The sequence below is a fragment of the Pseudomonas sp. AK106 genome (assembly GCF_053903055.1).
In genome coordinates this window covers 1,085,159-1,105,122 of sequence record NZ_CP096426.1, presented here as the reverse complement: position 1 = coordinate 1,105,122, position 19,964 = coordinate 1,085,159, and the positions used below count along the sequence as shown (strand labels likewise).

Genomic DNA, 19,964 nt, shown 5'->3' with positions numbered 1-19,964 from the left:
AAGCCCGGCACGTCCGGGTTTTTTTTTCGCCTTCTGTTTGTCGTTTATGTATTGTCTGGAAGCGATAGCCGACTAATATCAAATTTCGTGCTGATTCAAACGGCTGGGCTCAAGTTCTTCCCGCGGACGACCGACACAGTACGGTTAGCCTGAGTGGTCTGCCTGTTAAGTGTTTTCCCGATTGATGGGGGTCAGGCGCAAGCCAGACGCGTCTGATCCGAATGCCTGCATTGCCCGTGCGTGCACACAGTCAGACCGCTATCAGCATGGATGAAGGAATGGCCATTTGAAGCTGGAACTCAAACACAGCTTGTCGGTGAAGCTGCTTCGCGTTGTGCTGCTTTCAGCGCTGATCGTTGGGGTCGTGCTCAGTTGCGCACAGATCGTCTACGACGCATACAAAACCCGCCAGGCCGTTGCTTCGGACGCAGCGCGTATCCTCGACATGTTTCGCGACCCGTCGACACAGGCCGTCTACAGCCTGGACCGGGAAATGGGCATGCAGGTCATCGAAGGGTTGTTTCAGGACGAAGCGGTGCGACTGGCGTCCATTGGTCATCCCAACGAGACGGTGCTCGCCGAGAAATCCCGCTCCCTCGAAGTCACCCCTACCCGCTGGCTGACCGATCTGATCCTTGGCCAGGAACGCAGCTTCACCACCCAACTGGTCGGCCGCAGCCCGTACAGCGAATACTACGGCGACCTGCGCATCACCCTGGACACCGCCACCTACGGCGAAACCTTCCTCACCAACTCAATGATCATCTTCATCTCCGGCGTGTTGCGCGCGCTGGCGTTGGGTCTGGTGCTATACCTGGTTTACCACTGGCTGCTGACCAAACCGCTGTCGAGAATCATCGAGCACCTGACCACCATCAACCCCGACCGCCCCAGCGAACACCAACTGCCCCTGCTCAAAGGCCACGAAAAAAACGAGCTGGGGATCTGGGTCAACACCGCCAACCAACTGCTGGCGTCCATCGAGCGCAACACCACCCTGCGCCACGAGGCTGAATCCAGCCTGTTGCGGATGTCCCAATACGACTTCCTCACCGGGCTGCCCAACCGGCTGCAACTGCAGAAGCAACTGGACAAAATCCTCGTCGACGCCGGCAAGGTGCAGCATCGGGTCGCGGTGTTATGCGTCGGGCTGGATGACTTCAAAGGCATCAACGAACAATTCAGCTATCAGGCCGGCGACCAGTTGCTGCTGGCCCTCGCCGATCGATTGCGCGGCCACAGCGGACGTCTCGGCGCCCTCGCCCGCCTGGGCGGCGACCAGTTCGCGCTGGTCCAGGCCGATATCGAACAGCCTTATGAAGCCGCCGAGTTGGCGCAGAACATCCTCGACGATCTGGAGGCGCCCTTCGCTGTTGATCAGCAAGAGATTCGCTTGCGCGCCACGATCGGCATCACTCTGTTCCCCGAAGATGGCGACAGCACCGAGAAGCTGCTGCAGAAAGCCGAGCAGACCATGACACTGGCCAAGACCCGCTCGCGCAATCGCTACCAGTTTTATATCGCCAGCGTCGACAGCGAGATGCGCCGTCGACGTGAGCTGGAGAAGGACCTGCGCGAGGCCATGGCCCGCGAGCAGTTTCATCTGGTCTATCAGCCGCAGATCAGCTACCGCGACCACGGTGTGGTCGGCGTCGAAGCACTGATCCGCTGGATTCACCCGGAACACGGCTTCGTACCCCCTGACCTGTTCATCCCGTTGGCCGAGCAGAACGGCACCATTATCGCCATCGGCGAGTGGGTGCTGGATCAGGCCTGTAAACAGCTGCGCGAATGGCACGATCAAGGCTTCAGCGACCTGCGCATGGCGGTGAACCTGTCCACCGTGCAGCTGCACCACGCCGAATTGCCGCGGGTGGTGAACAACCTGCTGCAGATCTACCGCTTGCCGCCCCGCAGTCTGGAGCTGGAAGTCACTGAAACCGGCCTGATGGAAGACATCACGACCGCCGCCCAGCACCTGCTGAGCCTGCGCCGCTCCGGGGCGTTGATCGCCATTGATGACTTCGGCACCGGTTATTCATCGCTGAGTTATCTGAAAAGCCTGCCGCTGGACAAGATCAAGATCGACAAGAGCTTCGTGCAGGATTTGCTCGACGACGATGACGACGCAACCATCGTGCGCGCCATCATCCAGCTCGGCAAAAGCCTGGGCATGCAGGTGATTGCCGAGGGCGTGGAAACCGCCGAGCAAGAGGCGTACATCATTTCCGAGGGTTGCCACGAAGGTCAGGGCTATTTTTACAGCAAGCCACTGCCGGCGCGGGAACTGCTGGTTTACCTCAAGCAAGCCCAGCGCACTCACAGCGAGGCGCTGTAGCACGCCTGCCTTGCGACGAAGAGGCAGCCGTTGCGCGGATTCCCCCTCGCCATTGCGACGCGGCACCTTACCTCCCCCTTGAAACAGCTTGAAATACCTCCCTCAGACTGCCTGGGCAAATGGCCTTTACACCGAATGCAAATCTTTCGCATTATGGCGCAGCATTTTTTGGCGTTCGCCACCGTTTACACCTCTTCTCGATGCAGGATTCCGTCATGATTCGTATGCCCCTGGCAACCGCAAGTCTGCTGGCTGTCGCTATTGCTCTGGCCGGTTGTGATCAAGGCAAGGACAAACCCGCCGCTGCAGCGCCTGCCCCGGCACCTGCCGCAGCCGCCGCCCCAGCCACAGCGCCGACCCCCGCCGCTGCACCGACCCAGTCCAGCGAAGCCGCCACCAAAGCAGTGGTCGCCAACTACGCCAACATGGTATTTGCCGTCTTCAGCGACGCCGAATCCACTGCCAAAACCCTCAGCACGGCAGTCGACGCTTTCCTCGCCACCCCCAATGACCAGACCCTGAAAGCAGCACGTGCAGCGTGGGTCGCGGCGCGGGTGCCTTACATGCAAAGCGAAGTGTTCCGCTTCGGCAACACCATCATCGACGACTGGGAAGGTCAGGTGAACGCATGGCCGCTGGACGAAGGCCTGATCGACTACGTCGCCAAGGACTACCAGCACGCACTGGGCAACCCGGGCGCGACTGCCAACATCATCGCCAACACGTCGGTGCAAGTGGGTGAGGACAAAGTCGACGTCAGCGAAATCACCCCTGAAAAACTCGCCAGCCTGAACGAGCTCGGCGGTTCGGAAGCCAACGTAGCGACCGGTTACCACGCCATCGAATTCCTGCTCTGGGGCCAGGACCTGCACGGCACCGGCCCGGGCGCCGGCGAGCGTCCGGCCAGCGACTACATCGAAGGTCAGGGCGGCACCGGCGGCCACAACGACCGCCGTCGCGCCTACCTGAAGGCCGTCACCGACCTGCTGGTGAGCGACCTCGAAGAAATGGTTAACAACTGGAAACCGGGCGTCGCCGACAACTACCGCGCCACTCTGGAAGCAGAATCCGCCGAGAGCGGACTGCGCAAAATGCTCTTCGGCATGGGCAGCCTGTCGCTGGGTGAACTGGCAGGCGAACGCATGAAAGTCGCGCTGGAGGCCAATTCCAGCGAGGACGAGCACGATTGCTTCAGTGACAACACCCACAACTCGCACTTCTACAACGGTCTGGGCATCCGCAACGTTTACCTGGGCGAGTACACCCGCGTCGACGGCAGCAAAGTGACTGGCCCAAGCCTGTCTTCGCTGGTGGCCAAGGCCGACGCTGCGACCGACCAGACCGTTCGTGCCGACCTCGACGCGACCCAGGCAAAGCTGCAGGTCATCGTCGACCACGCCAACAAGGGCGAGCATTTCGACCAGCTCATCGCGGCCGGCAATACAGCAGGCAACGAAGTGGTGCGCAACGCCATTGCTGCGTTGGTCAAACAGACCGGGGCCATCGAACAAGCGGCCGGCAAGCTGGGCATCACCGACCTGAACCCGGACAACGCCGACCACGAGTTCTGATCCCCATCACGTCCGCTTCAAACCCTGTGGGGCCACGCCTTTCGGAGTGAAGCCGGTCCAGCTGCAAACAAATGCCGACCCGACCACGGGCCGGCATTTTTTTCGTCAATCGAAGCTCCAAACCTCACCAAAACCGGCCTTATCCGGGGACCGGTCTGTAAGCTTTGTAGGGCATTTCCTGTTCGCTCCTTGTCGGATTGAACACGCCTCCCCCGCCGCCGATCATGCGCACTTCCTTGACCCCACCCTATCCAGGAGGAGACAGAAAGTGCCCAAGAGAAACAATAAAAGGCGCCGCGTCAGTAAGCTCAAAGCCAACGATTACGGTATCCACCTGCTGGTCGGCGTCAAGGGCCCGCGTGCCTGGAAGGTGACGATCTACCGCGATGGCAGGACATTCAACCGGCTCTTCTCATTCTCCCGCTACGGGGGCCGTGACCCGGCACGCCAAGCCGCCGACGCGTGCCGTGACCAGTTGCTGCTGGCGCACCTGCCCAAGCTCAGCCGCGACATCCGTCAACGCATCATCGCCACCAACACCAGCGGCTATCCGGGGGTGCATTACCGCTGCTACACCGGCATTGCCTATTGGGTGGCGCGGACCACGCTACGCAACGGCAGCAGTGTCACCAAGTCGTTCAGGGTCGAGCATTACGGCTACGAGCGGGCCAAGGAGCTGGCGATCCGCGAACGCGAACGGCAGCTCGACGGCATTGGCGATTACCGGTCGTTCAAGGTGGTCGAGGGCGAACGGCGCCTGATGCAGCTGCTCGTGGAAAACCCGGCCCTGGAGATCGCCGGAGCGTGAGCTTTACCGACCCGTTGCCTGCGGATGATTTGGTAACAACACGTTACGAGAGGTCCTTCAAACGCTAATCCCTCTTATTCATAAAACACGGGGCTGGTAAGCTTGCTCGCCCCGATTTCCACCCCTTTGCAGGACCTGTATGACTGCGCGGTTACGTCCTTCGTTTCTTCTGCTGATGGCGCTGGCCGTCAGTGGGTGCGATGACGCCCCGCGTTTCACCGCAGCCGAGCCAGGGGAGTCGCGGTCCGGCGGCGCCACCACCGTCAACAAGCGCGACCGCAACGCGTTTTCCCTGCCCTCGGCCAACCTGTCGCCTGCCCGGCGACTGGACTTCAGCGTCGGCAACAGTTTCTTCCGCAACCCTTGGGTGATCGCCCCCTCGACGACCACCGCCCGTGACGGTCTGGGTCCGCTGTTCAACACCAACGCCTGCCAGAACTGCCACATCAAGGACGGTCGCGGCCACCCGCCCGAGCCAGGTGCCGACAACGCCGTTTCCATGCTGGTGCGCCTGTCGATTCCCGACGACCCGGCATTCGCCGAACACATCAGGCAGCTGGGCCTGACACCCGAGCCTGTATACGGCAAACAACTGCAGGACATGGCCATCCCAGGCGTGACGCCTGAAGGCAAGGTGCGGGTCGACTACGATTCGATGACCGTGCATTTTCGCGACGGCACCCCGGTGCATCTGCGCCGCCCTACCCTGCAGATCACCCAACCCGGTTACGGCCCGATGCACCCGCAGACGCGAGCTTCCGCGCGTATTGCGCCTCCGATGATCGGGCTGGGGCTTCTGGAAGCCATTCCCCAGGCCGCGATTCTGGCCAACGCCAACCCGGATGATGAACAGGGCACCGGCATCACCGGTAAACCCAACTGGGTCTGGGACGATGCGCAGCAGAAATCCGTCCTCGGACGTTTCGGCTGGAAAGCCTCGCAGCCGAGCATCAAACAGCAGAATGCCCACGCACTGGCGGGTGACATGGGCCTGACGTCCACCTTGATGCCGGTCGACGACTGCACGCCGTCACAGACCGCGTGCCTTGCTGCGCCCAACGGCAATGGCCCGAACGGCGAGCCGGAGGTCAGCGACAACATCCTGCGGCTGATCACTTTCTACACCCGTAATCTGGGCGTTCCGGCCCGTCGAGACGTGGCCGACCCGCAGGTACTGGCGGGCAAGAATCTGTTTTTCAAAGCAGGTTGCCAGCAGTGCCATACGCCCCAATTCACCACCTCCGCCGATGCCGCCGAACCCGAACTGGCGAATCAGGTCATCCGCCCTTACACCGATCTGCTGCTGCATGACATGGGCGAAGGCCTGGCCGACAATCTCAGCGAATTTCAGGCCAGCGGCCAACAGTGGCGCACCCCGCCGTTGTGGGGCATCGGCCTGACGCAAGCCGTCAGCGGCCACACGCAGTTTCTGCACGACGGGCGCGCCCGCAACCTGATGGAGGCCGTGCTCTGGCACGGCGGCGAGGCGCTGCCGGCGCAACGTCAGGTGCTGGCCTTCGACGCGGAACAGCGCGCGGCGCTGCTGGCGTTCTTGAATTCTCTCTAACGTATTTCTGAAGATAAGGAGTCGGGCATGTTCCGCCCCAAGTTGTTGCTCACCAGCCTTGCCGCACTGGCACTGGGCGCGTGCGCGCCGTCGGACCCGCAAGCCGTGACGTCTGCCGCCATTGCCAGTCAGGTCATCCTGCCGACCTACAGCCGTTGGGTCGATGCCGACCGGCAACTGGCGATCAGTGCCCTGTCCTACTGTCAGGGCAAATCCGACCTGGACACCGCCCGCGCCGATTTCCTCTACGCACAAAAAGCCTGGGCCGAGCTGCAACCGCTGCTGATCGGACCGCTGGCCGAAGGCAATCGCGCCTGGCAGATTCAGTTCTGGCCGGACAAAAAGAACCTCGTCGGTCGTCAGGTGGAGCAACTGGTCACCGCACAGCCGCAGATCAGCGCCGATGCCCTGGGCAAATCCAGTGTGGTGGTTCAGGGCCTGTCGGCCTATGAATACATCCTCTTCGACGCCGACATCGACATGGCCAATGCCGAGCAGAAAGCCCGCTACTGCCCGCTGCTGGTGGCCATCGGCGAGCGTCAGAAAGCGTTGGCCGAAGACATCCTCAGCAGTTGGAACAGCAACGACGGCATGCTCGCTCAGTTGAGCAAGTTTCCCAATCAGCGTTACGCCGATTCCCACGAAGCCATTGCCGAGTTGCTGCGCGTGCAAGTGACTGCGCTGGACTCGCTGAAGAAAAAGCTCGGCACCCCGCTGGGCCGTGGCACCAAAGGCGTACCGCAACCGTTTCAGGCCGAAGCCTGGCGCAGCAAAGCCTCGCTCAGCAGCTTGCAGGCGAGTCTGGCCAGTGCGCAGACCGTCTGGGCCGGCGTCGACAACAAGGGATTGCGCGGGCTATTGCCTAAGGAGCAAAAGCCGTTGGCCGACAAGATTGACGCCGCCTACGCTGAGAGCAATCGACAGCTGGCCGCGCTGAAACCGCCACTCGGGGATCTGTTGGCCAGCGAAGAAGGCCGCCAGCAGCTCAACGCCTTCTACGACAGCCTCAACGTGGTTCATCGCCTGCACGAAGGCGAGCTGGCCAAAGCGCTGGGCATCCAACTGGGCTTCAACGCCAATGATGGTGACTGATATGTTGCGACGTCAGGCTCTGGGTCTGGGCAGCCTGCTGCTCAGCGCCGTCACGTTCGGCGGCTGGACGCTGTTCGCGAAAAAAGGCGAAAGCCCGCTGCTGCTGTCCGCCCGGGACGACGGCAACGGCCAGCACTTTGCGGTGGGTTATCGCGTCGACGGCACGCAGGTGTTTGCCACCGCCGTCGCCCAGCGCTGTCACGACATCATCAATCATCCGAGCTTGCCGATCGCGCTGTTCGTCGCACGCCGGCCAGGGACCGAAAGTTACCTGATCGACCTGCGCGACGGTCGCCTGCTGCAAACCATCACCTCGCAACCCCACCGACACTTCTACGGCCACGCGGTCATTCACAAGGACGGCGAATGGCTGTACGCCACCGAAAACGACACCACGGAACCGGGCCGCGGCCTGTTGGGCGTGTATCGATTCGTGGATGAGCGGCTGCAACGCACCGGGGAAATTTCCACCCACGGCGTAGGCCCTCACCAGGTGTCATGGATGCCGGATGGCGAGACCCTTGCAGTCGCCAACGGCGGCATTCGCACCGAGGCCGAGAGCCGCGTCGAAATGAACCTCGACGCCATGGAGCCGAGCCTGGTATTGATGCAGCGCGACGGCACGCTGCTGAGCAAAGAGACCTTGTCGCTGCAGATGAACAGCGTGCGCCATATGGCGATCGCCAGCGACGGCACCATCGTCGCGGGCCAGCAGTTCATGGGCCCCTCCCACGAGTCCGCCGAGCTACTGGCCATTAAGCGGCCGGGCCAACCGTTTCAGGCCTTTCCGGTGGCCGATCAACAGCTGCAGGCGATGGCCCATTACACCGCCAGCGTCGCCATTCACAACGACCTGCGGCTGGTGGCACTGACCGCGCCAAGGGGCAACCGCTTCTTCATCTGGGACCTGGACAGCGGCGCGCTGAAGCTCGACGCACCACTGCCCGACTGCGCCGGGGTGGGTGCGGTGGCGGACGGCTTCGTCGTAACCTCGGGCCAGGGCCGCTGCCGTTTCTATGACTGCCGCGAGACGGTGCTGGTCGCCAAGCCGCTGGAGCTGCCGGCGGGGTTGTGGGACAACCATCTGCATTTGGTTTGATCGGGAACGGAAGTCCTGCTCAATGCCACTGGCAACTAAACCCCGACACGACTAACGTGCTCGCCTGATTCGTCGGTTTTCCAAGGAAGTGGAATATGTTGCGTCGCCGCATGTTGATCATGTTGGGCATTGTCCTGATCGTGGTGCTGGCCTTGGGCGGGTACAAGGCGTTTTCGGTCTATCAGCAGGTCCAGCAATTCACGGCGCCGAAGCCGCCGATCAACGTCGCGGTAGCGGTTGTTGCCGAGCGCCCGTGGCAGAATCGCCTGCCGGCCATCGGCACGCTCAAGGCCTTCCAGGGCGTGGACCTGTCGCTGGAAATCGCGGGCACGGTCAAGGCCGTGCAGTTCGAATCCGGCCAGAAGGTCAAGGTCGGTCAGCCGCTCCTGCAACTCGACAGCGATGTGGAAAAGGCACTGCTTGGGACCGCTGAAGCGGACCTCGGTCTGGCACAGGTGGAGTACGGCCGCGGCAGTAAACTGGTGGGCGAATCCGCCATTTCCCGTGGCGACTTCGACAAGCTTGCGGCCACCCAGAAAAAGGCCGCCGCCACCGTCGCACAACTGAACGCCTCCCTGGCGAAGAAGCGCATCCTCGCACCCTTCAGCGGCACCATAGGCATTCGACAGGTTGACGTGGGCGACTACCTGGCCAGCGGCACGGTGATCGCCACCCTTCAAGACCTGACCAGCCTGTACGCGGACTTTTTCGTGCCGGAGCAAATGCTCCCGAAACTGGCCCTTGGCCAAGAAGTACAGGTGAGCGTCGCGGCCTACCCCGAACGCGTCTTCACTGCGCGCATCAGCGCCATTAACCCCAAGGTCGAAGACACCACCCGCAATGTGCTGATTCGCGCCACGCTGCCCAACCCCGACAGCCAACTATTGCCTGGCATGTTCACCAGCCTGCAAGTGCTGCTCGGGCAGGACACGCCGCAACTAATGCTGCCGGAAAGCACGATCACCTACACGCTGTACGGCAACTCGGTCTACGTCGTCGTGCCGAAAAAGACCGCCGACGGCCAGCCGGAAAACAACAGCAAGGGCGAGCCTCAGCTCATGGTCGAGCGGCGCTTTGTCGAAACCGGCGAGCGTCGGGGCGGGCTGGTGATTATCAGCAAAGGATTGAAAGCCGGAGAGCACGTGGTCACCGGCGGTCAGCTCAAACTGGATAACGGCGCTGCCGTCGCCATCGTGGCCGACCCGGCAACACCGTCTGACGCCACCCCGGCGGCGCAGAACAGCCAGCCCAAAGCTGACTGATCAAGGAATCGATCATGGCCTTTACAGACCCGTTCATCCGTCGCCCGGTGCTCGCCAGCGTGATCAGCCTGTTGATCGTGCTGCTGGGTTTTCAGGCGTTCAGCAAGCTGACCATCCGGCAGTACCCGCAGATGGAGAACGCGCTGATCACCGTGACCACGGCCTACCCCGGCGCCAACGCCGAAACCATTCAGGGCTATATCACTCAGCCGCTGCAGCAGAGTCTGGCGAGCGCCGAAGGCATCGACTACATGACCTCGGTCAGCCGGCAGAACTTCTCGGTCATTTCCATCTATGCACGCATCGGCTCCAATAGCGACCGCCTCTACACCGAGCTGCTGGCCAAGGCCAACGAGGTCAAGAACAAGCTGCCCCAGGACGCGGAAGATCCGGTGCTGAGCAAGGAAGCCGCCGATGCCTCGGCGCTGATGTACATCAGCTTTTACAGCGCCGAACTGAGCAATCCGCAGATCACCGATTACCTGTCCCGGGTCATTCAGCCCAAGCTGGCGACGCTGCCGGGCATGGCCGAAGCCGAGATTCTGGGCAATCAGGTCTTCGCCATGCGCCTGTGGCTCGACCCGGTGAAGCTCGCCGGTTTCGGCCTCACCGCCAGCGATGTCACCGAAGCGGTGCGCAAGTACAACTTCCTGTCCGCGGCGGGCGAGGTGAAGGGCGAGTACGTGGTCACCAGCGTCAACGCCAGCACCGACCTGAAATCCCCCGAGACCTTTGCGGCCATCCCGCTCAAGACCGTGGGCGACAGCCGCGTGCTACTGGGCGATGTGGCGCGGGTGGAGATGGGCGCGGAAAACTACGACACGGTCAGTTCGTTCGACGGCACACCGTCGGTGTACATCGGCATCAAGGGCACGCCCAGCTCGAACCCGCTGGATGTGATCAAGGAAGTGCGGCGCATCCTCCCGGAGCTGGAAGCCCAGTTACCGCCGAGCCTCAAAGCGTCCATCGCCTACGACGCGACGCTGTTCATTCAAGCCTCGATTCATGAAGTCGTGAAGACCCTGATCGAAGCGGTACTCATCGTCATCGTCGTGGTGTTCCTGTTTTTAGGCGCCCTGCGTTCAGTGCTGATCCCGGTGATCACCATCCCGCTGTCGATGATCGGTGTGCTGTTCTTCATGCAGTTGATGGGCTATTCGATCAATTTGCTGACGCTGTTGGCGATGGTGCTGGCCATCGGGCTGGTGGTGGACGACGCCATCGTGGTGGTGGAGAACATTCACCGGCACATCGAGGAAGGCAAGACGCCGTTCGATGCAGCCATCGAGGGCGCTCGCGAGATCGCCATGCCGGTGGTGTCGATGACCATCACCCTGGCCGCAGTGTATGCGCCCATCGGTTTTCTGGAGGGACTGACCGGTGCGCTGTTCAAGGAATTCGCGCTGACGCTGGCCGGCGCGGTGGTGATTTCCGGGATCGTCGCGCTGACCCTGTCGCCGATGATGTGCGCCGTGCTCCTGCGCCGGGAAGAGAACCCCAGCGGCCTGGCGCACAAGCTCGATCACGCCTTCGAGAGCCTGAAAGGCCGTTACCAGCGCGTCCTCCATGGCACGCTGAATACGCGTCCGGTGGTGATCGTGTTTGCGGTGCTGGTGCTGTGCATGATTCCGGTGTTTCTCAAGCTCAGCCAATCGCAACTGGCGCCGGACGAGGACCAGGGCATCATCTTCATGATGGCGACGGCACCGCAGCCGACCAACCTCGATTACATGAACACCTACACCGATCAGTTCATCAGCATTTTCAAAGCGTTCCCGGAGTACTACTCCTCGTTCCAGATCAACGGTTTCAATGGCGTGCAGACCGGCGTCGGCGGGTTCCTGCTCAAGCCGTGGGATGAGCGCAGCCGCACGCAAATGGAGCTGCTGCCAGAAGTGCAGGCCAAGCTCAACGGCATCACCGGGCTGCAGGTTTTCGGCTTCAACCTGCCGTCGTTGCCCGGCACCGGTGAAGGGTTGCCGTTTCAATTCGTGATCAATACACCGGGCGACTATGCCGCGCTGCTGGAGGTGACGGATCGCATCAAGAAACGCGCCGCCGATTCGGGCAAATTCGCGTTTCTGGACGTTGACCTGGCGTTCGACAAGCCGGAAGTGGTGGTCGACATCGACCGCGCCAAGGCCGCTCAGATGGGCGTGTCGATGCAGGACCTTGGCGGCAGTCTGGCGACGCTGCTCGGCGAGGCGGAAATCAACCGTTTCACCATCGACGGGCGCAGCTACAAGGTCATCGCCCAGGTCGAGCGCGCCTACCGCGACAACCCGGCGTGGCTCTCGAATTACTACGTCAAGAACGCCGACGGCAAGATGCTGCCGTTGTCGACGCTGATTACCGTCAGCGACCGGGCAAGGCCCCGACAGCTCAATCAGTTCCAGCAGCTCAACTCGGCGATCATCTCCGGCTTCCCCCTGGTGAGTCAGGCAGAGGCGATTGAGTTGGTGAGACAGATCGCGATCGAAGAATCGCCACCGGGTTTTGCCTACGACTACGCTGGCGCCTCCCGTCAGTACGTGCAGGAAGGCAATGCGCTGTGGGTGACGTTCGGCCTGGCCCTGGCGATCATCTTTCTGGTGCTCGCCGCGCAGTTCGAGAGCTTCCGCGATCCGCTGGTGATTCTGGTGACGGTGCCGCTGTCGATCTGCGGCGCATTGATCCCGCTGTTCCTCGGCATCTCGTCGCTGAACATCTACACCCAGGTGGGTCTGGTCACGTTGATCGGGCTGATCAGCAAGCACGGCATTCTGATCGTCGAATTCGCCAACCAGCTACGCCGGGACAAAGGCCTGACCGCCCGCGAAGCGGTGGAGGAAGCGGCGGCGATACGCTTGCGTCCCGTCTTGATGACCACCGCAGCGATGGTGTTCGGCATGGTGCCGCTGATTCTCGCGACGGGTGCGGGCGCGGTCAGCCGGTTCGATATCGGGCTGGTGATTGCCACGGGCATGTCGGTGGGGACGTTGTTCACGCTGTTTGTGCTGCCGTGCGTGTATACGCTGCTGGCGCGGCGGGATGATGCGCAGCCCGAGGGCAATAGCCATGGGGTTGCCGACACGACTGCTGGTCGCTGACGCAAAAACCTCGCCACACGCCCACAAAAAAGGCCCCGATCTTCGGGGCCTTTTGGTCAGCGCAACGGAAAAGAATCAACCTTGCGGTCCGCTCCCTTGGGCCAGGCCGAACATCAACAGCAGCAGATCGTGATCAGGCCGGGCCGTGTCAGACACCTTGGCCACCCGAGGCAGCGGGCAATGGCCTTCGCCATGCACTGCACTCAGAATCTTCGGCCCGGGCTGATCCCAGGCAGCCAGCGCGATGGAAGTCACCCCCAACGCCCCGACCAAAAACAAACCTCGCGCCATTCCTAACTTCATCGCTGTAAACCTTTGATGGGCCTGCCAAACGCGGTCTCGTAAAAGTAGACCAGCTTTGTCCAGTCCGCCGCCTGAAACGACGAATGGCGGCGCAGTTGTTTCATGTCGTGCTGTGCGGCAGCGTAGGACGTCAGGCGCTGGCGGCATTTCTCCAGATCGAGCAACGCCACTTCAGCCCTGGCATTGGCGCCCTCGCCCACGACACGAACGAAAACATGCTTGATGTAAATGCAGCTGTGCTGCCAGCGCCCCTTGTGCATACGGGCCAGGTTGCTGGCGATTTCCTGGAGCATCTGTTCGTAGACGGCTTCGCCATACTGCTCACGACCGCCGGCGCGCAGCCAGTTTTCGAATTCGTCAAAACCGTCCAGCGAGGCGGTGACGAGCAGCGCGCGCCACTCGTTGTTCTCATCGCGCTCTGCGCCGCAGAACACCATGCGCGGCACGTTGACGTCGAGCTGACGAAGGCCCTCGAGGGCATCGCGTTCGCGCAACACCGTCGGACGGCCAAAAGGGTGCAACCAACTGCGGTAGATATGGCCTGTCTGGCGCTTCACATACAGCAGCCGACCGTTTTCCGAGACGACGCGCTGCACGCCACTTTCACCGCCGCGGCGCACATTGGGTTCTTCGACCCACTCGCCCCGCGTGTTCCAGAAATAGGCGAAGCGGTCCTTGGCAGGAACGGCTAACTCTGTTGCGAAATCCACGGCCATCCTGTTGTTACCTCTTACGTAATAGATACACACGCCACATGGCGTACATCGGCAGGAAATCCAGGCGCTCTTGAATCCGAAACCCTGCCTGTTCAAATTCGGCCTCTACGGTGGCCACCGGCAGCACGAAGCGATTCTGATAATCATGTTGCGGTCGCGACGCTTCGGCGCGTCGTCGCTTCCAGGCCTTGAAATTGCCATCCACCCACAACGACACAATCACGCTGTCGCGGGTCACCCGGTGAAACTCCTTCAACAGCACGGCGCGGTCTTCGGCCTTGCCGATGTGATGCATCAGGCGCATGCAGAAGATGCTGTCGACGGCGTTGTCGGGCATCTCGATAGCAAAGGCCGAGGTCTGTAGCGGTTGCACGCGCTTGACGACCTCCGCGGGTTGCGACTCGCAGGCGATCTTGACCATCGCCGCCGAGTTGTCCGCACCGATGATCACCCGGTTGGGCTTCTCTGCCAGCACGGGCCAGAAACGACCGGCGCCACAGGGCAGGTCCAGCACCAGACCCGGCTCGCCTGCCAGCGCCAATGCGCGGCGGGCGAGCTGTTTGTCCCGTCGATCCGACAAGCGTCTCGCCAGTCCATCGTTGTGTTTACGTAAGTACTTTTTCGCGTGTTCGTCGTCGTACTTGCGCGAAAAATCAAGCTCGATCCGCTTGCTCATGGCCGCTTCTCCTTTGAATGAAAGGGCCAAACTAAGGAGCGGGGCGTTATGTTCAGGTCACATGAATGTGAAAAAAACGTCTGAAAAAGTGAAGATATGTTACGAGATTATTCAAGGACTTAGGGCCAGCATACGGCCATATTCCGCGGAGTTTTAGCACCTTTACACAGGCTGTACATTTGTCGACGGCAGCCGAACGGGGTCTTTGGCAGGGCGCGAACCCATGTCCACGCTGAATCGACAGCCGTTGGGCTCCATGGTGTCCAGGCTCACCGACCACCCCTGGTTTTCGCAGATACGCTGCACCAACGACAGCCCAAGGCCCAGACCTTCGCCCCTTTGCTCGGTGCCGCGCACGAATGGCTGAAACATTGCCTCACGTTTTTCCTCGGGGATGCCTACACCGGAATCCTCCACCATGAAGCCGCCTTCACGCAGCGTCAGGCGGATAAAGCCGGTTTCGGTGTAGTGCAACGCATTGCGCAGCAAGTTGCCCATCACGGCATACAGAAAGGTGGCGTTGTAGGCGGCTTCGGAAGGTTGGCCAGGCAGGTATTCCAAGGTCAGCCCTTTGCGCTCGATCGGCTCGCGCCACAGGCTGATCAACTGCTGGGCGGCGCCTTGCAGGGTCAGTTGCGGATTCAGGGCGAGGTCGTCGCGCTGGGTGCGTGCCAGCATCAGGAAGGTCTGCACCAGATCGCGCATTTCCTCGCACGCCCGCGCCACGCGTTCGACCTGGGCCCGCGCGCGCTGGTCCAGCGCCGGGTTTTCCAGCAACAGCTCACAGGAACTGGCCAGCACCATCAACGGCGTGCGCAGTTCATGGCTGACGTCGCTGGTGAACATCCGCTCGCGGGTCAAGGCATCACGCAGGCGGCCCAGTGTGGCGTCGAAGGCGACCGCCAACTCGCCCACTTCGTCAGCGGCGTAATCAGGGGCCAGGGGCGGCGCGAGGCCGAGCAACTGATCGCGATGGCGCACCTGCCGGGCCAGCCGCACCACCGGCGCCATCACCCGCCGCGCCAGTATCCAGCCGAGGAAAATCGCCAGCGCCAACGCCAGCACAAAGCCCACCAGCACCACGGCGAACAGCACGCGCTCACGTTCTTCGAAATCGCTTTGATCCTGGAGCAGCACGTAGTGGCGACCGTCGACGATCTCGACCATCGCGTGGTAGGACAACGGCCCGCGAAAGACTTCGTGAAAGCCCGACTCCAAATGACGAAGATCCTTCGGCAGCTCGAAATCCCCCGGACCGCCGCTGAAGTAAAACAGCTGATCCGGCTCGGGGCGATGGTTCCAGTCATTGACGCTGTCCATCAGCAACAGCCGCGTCAGGTCGCCGCCCAGTCCCGCCGAAATCAGCTTTTCTTCGACCAGGTGCACCGTCGCGACAATGCCCATCGCGAAGCAACCGGCAACCAACGCACTCATCAAGGCGAAGGCGATGATGATCCGCTGGGCGAGGCTCTGCTTAAACTCCATCACGCCCCTCGGCGAGGCGGTACCCGACACCGTGGACGGTCTGCAACAGCGGCTTGGCGAACGGCTTGTCGATGACCTGACGCAATTGGTGAACATGGCTGCGTAGGCTATCGCTGTCCGGGCAATCGTCGCCCCACAGGGCTTCTTCCAGGACTTCACGGCGCAGCACGTGAGGGCTCTTCTGCATCAACACCGCGAGCAACTTCAGGCCAACCGGGTTGAGTTTAAGCAGACGCCCTTCACGGGTCACTTCAAGGGTGTCGAGGTCGTAGATCAGATCGGCGACCTGCAGAGTACGTCGACCGCCGCCCTGGGCACGCCGCAGCACGGCCTCGATGCGCGCCGCCAGTTCCGACAGCGCGAACGGCTTGAGCAGGTAGTCGTCGGCGCCGGAGCGGAACCCCTGCAGCCTGTCGTCGAGCTGGTCGCGGGCGGTGAGCATGATCACCGGGGTGTCGCGGCGCGCGTCTTCACGCAGGCGCTTGCACAGGGTGTAACCGTCGATGCCGGGCAGCATGATGTCGAGCACGATCAGGTCATAGTGCTCGGTCGCTGCCAGGTGCAGACCAGACAGACCGTCTTGCGCGCAATCGACGGTATAGCCCTTCAATCCGAGGTAATCGGCGAGGTTTGCCAGAATGTCCCGGTTGTCTTCAACCAGCAGAATTCTCATGGCGCGTGTCTCCCTATGCGGTGTGGCGAGACCCGGGACACGGCTCGAGATGCCGCTCAACAAGGTCAGAGTTGGCGGCAGCTTACGGCGATGCGCGCTCAAGGGCCAGCACTGCGGTGCATAACGTTTTTTTCACCCGCGGTTCACGGCGCCGCGACAGCGTTCTGCTCAGACTTCGCACCGCTCGGGCTCCATACACCCCCGCTCTCCCCTCGCCCACCACACGGGATTTGCCATGTCACACGCACTCGAACGGCCCGCCTCACGCCCGATCAACGGCTGGGTTTATCTGGGCATACCGGCCGTGACCGCCATCGTTCTGATCTTGCTGGAATTGACCTCGCTGGACATGGACATCGCCAAACTGGCCTATGACCCGGTGGCGGGCGAGTTCATCGGTCGGCACAGCTTCTTTCTCGAAGACGTCCTGCATGACCGCGCCAAACAGGCCGTCATCGCCATCGGCGTGTTGTCCTTCGTGAGCTTCATTGCCTCGTTCTTCGTCAACGTGCTGAAGCCCTGGAAACGTGAACTGGGCTGCATGGTCTTGTCGATGGCGTTATCCACCAGCTTCGTCACGCCGGTGAAAGTCGTGACATCGGTGCAGTGCCCGTGGAGCCTGAAAGAATTCGGCGGCCAGGAAACCTACAGCGAACTCCTCAGCCCCCGCCCCCAAACCGACAAACCCGGCCGCTGCTGGCCCGGCGGCCATGCGGCCACCGGCTTCACACTGTTCGCCCTGTTCTTCGTCTTCCGCGACCGCAAACCCCGCCTGGCCAAAGCCGGCCTGATCTTCGCGGCGGGACTGGGCACCGTCTTCTCCATCGGCCGAATGCTACAAGGCGCGCACTTCTTCTCCCATAACATCTGGACGGCGGTGTTCTGCTGGCTGCTTTGTTTGGGGGCGTATTACTTCGTGCTGTACCGGCCGGCGAAAAAGGATGTAGTGGTGGGTGGAGAAGCAGTTTCGGGATGATGACTAGACGGGGACAGATTAATTTACGGTGAAGCGCTGTAAATAAATCAGTCCCCTACAACCCGGTAAATAAATCAGTCCCCTACAACCGGTATGCATGCCCACGCAGAGCGTGGGCATGATCAAGCGTTAGACCCAAAATTGATAGTGCCCAAACGGGCCTCTTCCCGGCTAAAGCCGGTCCTACAAGGAGACCGCGTGCATCCCGTGGGATTGGCTCTCCCTGTAGGACCGGCTTTAGCCGGGAAGCCCTTGATGTGCATCTGCTCTTGATCCGCTTTTGATCTTCGTACACAAAAAATCCAGTCACCGCCAATCGCGACTTGGGTGCAGGCTGAACGCAGATCTCGCGCAGTGGGCCGAGCCGCATGGATGCGGCGAGAGCGCCGTCAGGGCATGGATGCCCGTTCGGTGCGGGCCCACGGAGCGAGACCGGAGTGAAGGAACCCGACGAAGTCGGGCCCAACCAGGAGCAAGCACCCTTGGTTACTTGGGGTGCTTTTCCAAGTAACTCGCCGGAGGCGAAATGTCTGCCCCTAGGCAGACGCTCTTGATCCTGAGGCTTTTCGAAGGTCACTCGCGGAGGGAGTCATTTAGCGCCGCCCATAAAAAAACCCCGCCTAAGCGGGGTTTTTTCTACATCGGGGTACGGCTGGCTTACATCATGCCGCCCATACCACCCATGCCGCCCATATCAGGCATACCGCCACCGGCTGCCTTCTCATCAGCCACATCAGCAATCATCGCCTCAGTAGTGATCATCAGACTGGCGATCGACGAAGCAGCCTGCAGAGCAGAACGCGTCACCTTGGCCGGATCGAGAATACCCATCTCGATCATGTCGCCGTACTCGCCGCTCGCAGCGTTGTAACCGTAGTTACCCGTACCCTGCTTGACCTTGTCGACCACAACGCTAGGCTCGTCGCCCGAGTTCGCCACGATCTGACGCAGAGGCGCTTCAACCGCACGACGCAACAGAGCGATACCCACGTTCTGATCAGCGTTGTCGCCACGCAGTTCGGAAATCGCCTGCAGCGAACGAACCAACGCAACACCACCGCCAGGCACCACGCCTTCTTCAACGGCCGCACGGGTTGCGTGCAGGGCGTCTTCAACGCGGGCTTTCTTCTCTTTCATTTCAACTTCGGAACCCGCACCGACCTTGATCACTGCAACGCCGCCCGACAGCTTGGCCAGACGCTCTTGCAGCTTCTCTTTGTCGTAGTCCGACGACGTGTCGCCGATCTGCTGACGGATCTGCGCGATACGACCGTCGATGTCGGCACGAACGCCAGCACCGTCGATAATCGTGGTGTTTTCTTTGTTCAAGATAACGCGCTTGGCATTACCCAGGTGTTCCAGGGTAGCGGTTTCCAGGCTCAGGCCGATCTCTTCCGAGATAACGGTACCGCCAGTCAGAACAGCGATGTCCTGCAGCATGGCCTTGCGACGGTCGCCGAAGCCAGGGGCCTTGACCGCTGCAACCTTCACGATGCCGCGCATGTTGTTCACGACCAGAGTCGCCAGCGCTTCGCCCTCAACGTCTTCAGCCACGATCAGCAGAGGACGGCCAGCTTTCGCAACGGCTTCCAGAACTGGCAGCATTTCGCGGATGTTGGAGATCTTCTTGTCAACCAGCAGCAGCAGCGGGCTTTCCAGCTCGGCAACCATGGTGTCCGGCTTGTTGATGAAGTACGGGGACAGGTAGCCGCGGTCAAACTGCATGCCTTCAACGACAGACAGCTCGTTTTCCAGACCCGAACCTTCTTCAACGGTGATAACGCCGTCTTTGGTCACTTTTTCCATGGCTTCGGCAATGATGTCGCCGATGGAATTGTCCGAGTTGGCCGAGATGGTGCCGACCTGGGCAATTGCCTTGGTGTCGGTGCAAGGCTTGGACAGCTTCTTCAGCTCGGCAACAATGGCGATGGTCGCCTTGTCGATGCCGCGCTTCAGGTCCATCGGGTTCATGCCGGCAGCGACGGCTTTCAGGCCTTCGTTAACGATGGCTTGAGCCAGAACGGTGGCGGTGGTGGTGCCGTCGCCAGCGTCATCGTTCGCACGGGAAGCAACGTCTTTGACCAGCTGCGCGCCCATGTTTTCGAAACGGTCTTTCAGCTCGATTTCTTTGGCTACGGACACACCGTCTTTGGTGATCAGCGGAGCGCCGAAGCTTTTTTCGATGATGACGTTACGGCCTTTAGGGCCCAGAGTTGCTTTTACTGCGTCGGCCAGGACGTTGACACCAGCCAGCATTTTTTTACGGCCAGCATCGCCGAATTTAACTTCTTTAGCAGCCATGATCGTTA

Annotated in this window: 15 protein-coding genes; 9 read left to right on the top strand and 6 right to left on the bottom strand. The window is 61.3% G+C overall.

Annotation, left to right across the window (positions count from 1 at the left end; all coding sequences use genetic code 11):
• Positions 1-286: 286 nt before the first annotated feature.
• From M1E04_RS05015 to M1E04_RS04980, 8 genes are all read left to right on the top strand, one after another.
• On the top strand, positions 287-2,338 hold the full coding sequence (locus M1E04_RS05015; protein ID WP_456292492.1) for a putative bifunctional diguanylate cyclase/phosphodiesterase: 2,052 nt from the start codon (positions 287-289) through the stop codon (positions 2,336-2,338).
• 215 nt (positions 2,339-2,553) lie between these two features.
• Entirely contained in the window at positions 2,554-3,909 is a 1,356-nt protein-coding gene (locus M1E04_RS05010; protein ID WP_065992202.1) for an imelysin family protein, read from the top strand.
• A 268-nt stretch (positions 3,910-4,177) separates the two neighbouring features.
• Entirely contained in the window at positions 4,178-4,717 is a 540-nt protein-coding gene (locus M1E04_RS05005; protein ID WP_065992198.1) for an AP2/ERF family transcription factor, read from the top strand.
• Between the two features lie 139 nt (positions 4,718-4,856).
• Positions 4,857-6,284 carry a di-heme oxidoreductase family protein gene (locus M1E04_RS05000; RefSeq protein WP_456292491.1) on the top strand — a complete coding sequence of 476 codons (1,428 nt, stop codon included), beginning with the start codon at positions 4,857-4,859 and terminating at the stop codon, positions 6,282-6,284.
• A gap of 27 nt (positions 6,285-6,311) precedes the next feature.
• A complete protein-coding gene (locus M1E04_RS04995; RefSeq protein ID WP_192132772.1) occupies positions 6,312-7,376 on the top strand; it encodes an imelysin family protein in 1,065 nt (354 codons plus the stop codon).
• 1 nt (position 7,377) lies between these two features.
• Positions 7,378-8,475, top strand: a complete 1,098-nt coding sequence (locus M1E04_RS04990; protein WP_456292490.1) for a DUF1513 domain-containing protein — start codon at positions 7,378-7,380, stop codon at positions 8,473-8,475.
• Between the two features lie 95 nt (positions 8,476-8,570).
• Positions 8,571-9,737, top strand: coding sequence for an efflux RND transporter periplasmic adaptor subunit (locus M1E04_RS04985; RefSeq protein ID WP_456292489.1), 1,167 nt, complete (start codon positions 8,571-8,573; stop codon positions 9,735-9,737).
• Between the two features lie 14 nt (positions 9,738-9,751).
• Positions 9,752-12,826 carry a multidrug efflux RND transporter permease subunit gene (locus tag M1E04_RS04980; protein WP_456292488.1) on the top strand — a complete coding sequence of 1,025 codons (3,075 nt, stop codon included), beginning with the start codon at positions 9,752-9,754 and terminating at the stop codon, positions 12,824-12,826.
• Positions 12,827-12,901: 75 nt separating this feature from the next.
• Here the strand turns inward: M1E04_RS04980 and M1E04_RS04975 are convergent, their stop codons facing one another.
• The 5 genes from M1E04_RS04975 to colR all read right to left on the bottom strand — a co-directional run bounded on the left by M1E04_RS04975 (position 12,902) and on the right by colR (position 16,679).
• Complete coding sequence (locus M1E04_RS04975) at positions 12,902-13,129, bottom strand: hypothetical protein (RefSeq protein WP_296310283.1); 228 nt, start codon at positions 13,127-13,129, stop codon at positions 12,902-12,904.
• Positions 13,126-13,845 (bottom strand): lipopolysaccharide kinase InaA family protein, encoded by a 720-nt coding sequence (locus tag M1E04_RS04970; protein WP_065992185.1) that lies wholly within the window; start codon positions 13,843-13,845, stop codon positions 13,126-13,128. Before M1E04_RS04970 ends, M1E04_RS04975 begins: the two co-directional genes overlap by 4 nt.
• A gap of 7 nt (positions 13,846-13,852) precedes the next feature.
• The gene (locus M1E04_RS04965) at positions 13,853-14,521 is read right to left on the bottom strand and encodes a class I SAM-dependent methyltransferase (protein ID WP_192132767.1); all 669 of its coding nucleotides are present in this window, start codon (positions 14,519-14,521) and stop codon (positions 13,853-13,855) included.
• Between the two features lie 162 nt (positions 14,522-14,683).
• Positions 14,684-16,006 (bottom strand): sensor histidine kinase, encoded by a 1,323-nt coding sequence (locus M1E04_RS04960; protein WP_065992181.1) that lies wholly within the window; start codon positions 16,004-16,006, stop codon positions 14,684-14,686.
• A complete protein-coding gene (gene colR / locus M1E04_RS04955) occupies positions 15,996-16,679 on the bottom strand; it encodes a two-component system response regulator ColR (protein WP_037014624.1) in 684 nt (227 codons plus the stop codon). Before colR ends, M1E04_RS04960 begins: the two co-directional genes overlap by 11 nt.
• Before the next feature lie 235 nt (positions 16,680-16,914).
• Between colR and M1E04_RS04950 the strand changes: the two genes are divergently transcribed.
• Entirely contained in the window at positions 16,915-17,655 is a 741-nt protein-coding gene (locus M1E04_RS04950) for a phosphatase PAP2 family protein (RefSeq protein ID WP_192132765.1), read from the top strand.
• 657 nt (positions 17,656-18,312) lie between these two features.
• Here M1E04_RS04950 and groL read toward each other — a convergent pair.
• On the bottom strand, positions 18,313-19,956 hold the full coding sequence (groL, locus tag M1E04_RS04945; protein WP_065992179.1) for a chaperonin GroEL: 1,644 nt from the start codon (positions 19,954-19,956) through the stop codon (positions 18,313-18,315).
• Between the last annotated feature and the right edge of the window lie 8 nt (positions 19,957-19,964).

What these genes read in the sequence shown, in the direction of transcription:
- M1E04_RS04960 (WP_065992181.1), bottom strand. Translation starts at nt 16,006, where the DNA reads ATGGAGTTTAAGCAGAGCCTCGCCCAGCGGATCATCATCGCCTTCGCC.
- colR (WP_037014624.1), bottom strand. Translation starts at nt 16,679, where the DNA reads ATGAGAATTCTGCTGGTTGAAGACAACCGGGACATTCTGGCAAACCTC.
- M1E04_RS05010 (WP_065992202.1), top strand. Translation starts at nt 2,554, where the DNA reads ATGATTCGTATGCCCCTGGCAACCGCAAGTCTGCTGGCTGTCGCTATT.
- M1E04_RS04990 (WP_456292490.1), top strand. Translation starts at nt 7,378, where the DNA reads ATGTTGCGACGTCAGGCTCTGGGTCTGGGCAGCCTGCTGCTCAGCGCC.
- M1E04_RS04995 (WP_192132772.1), top strand. Translation starts at nt 6,312, where the DNA reads ATGTTCCGCCCCAAGTTGTTGCTCACCAGCCTTGCCGCACTGGCACTG.
- M1E04_RS04980 (WP_456292488.1), top strand. Translation starts at nt 9,752, where the DNA reads ATGGCCTTTACAGACCCGTTCATCCGTCGCCCGGTGCTCGCCAGCGTG.
- M1E04_RS04965 (WP_192132767.1), bottom strand. Translation starts at nt 14,521, where the DNA reads ATGAGCAAGCGGATCGAGCTTGATTTTTCGCGCAAGTACGACGACGAA.
- M1E04_RS05000 (WP_456292491.1), top strand. Translation starts at nt 4,857, where the DNA reads ATGACTGCGCGGTTACGTCCTTCGTTTCTTCTGCTGATGGCGCTGGCC.
- M1E04_RS04985 (WP_456292489.1), top strand. Translation starts at nt 8,571, where the DNA reads ATGTTGCGTCGCCGCATGTTGATCATGTTGGGCATTGTCCTGATCGTG.
- M1E04_RS04950 (WP_192132765.1), top strand. Translation starts at nt 16,915, where the DNA reads ATGTCACACGCACTCGAACGGCCCGCCTCACGCCCGATCAACGGCTGG.
- M1E04_RS04975 (WP_296310283.1), bottom strand. Translation starts at nt 13,129, where the DNA reads ATGAAGTTAGGAATGGCGCGAGGTTTGTTTTTGGTCGGGGCGTTGGGG.
- M1E04_RS04970 (WP_065992185.1), bottom strand. Translation starts at nt 13,845, where the DNA reads ATGGCCGTGGATTTCGCAACAGAGTTAGCCGTTCCTGCCAAGGACCGC.
- groL (WP_065992179.1), bottom strand. Translation starts at nt 19,956, where the DNA reads ATGGCTGCTAAAGAAGTTAAATTCGGCGATGCTGGCCGTAAAAAAATG.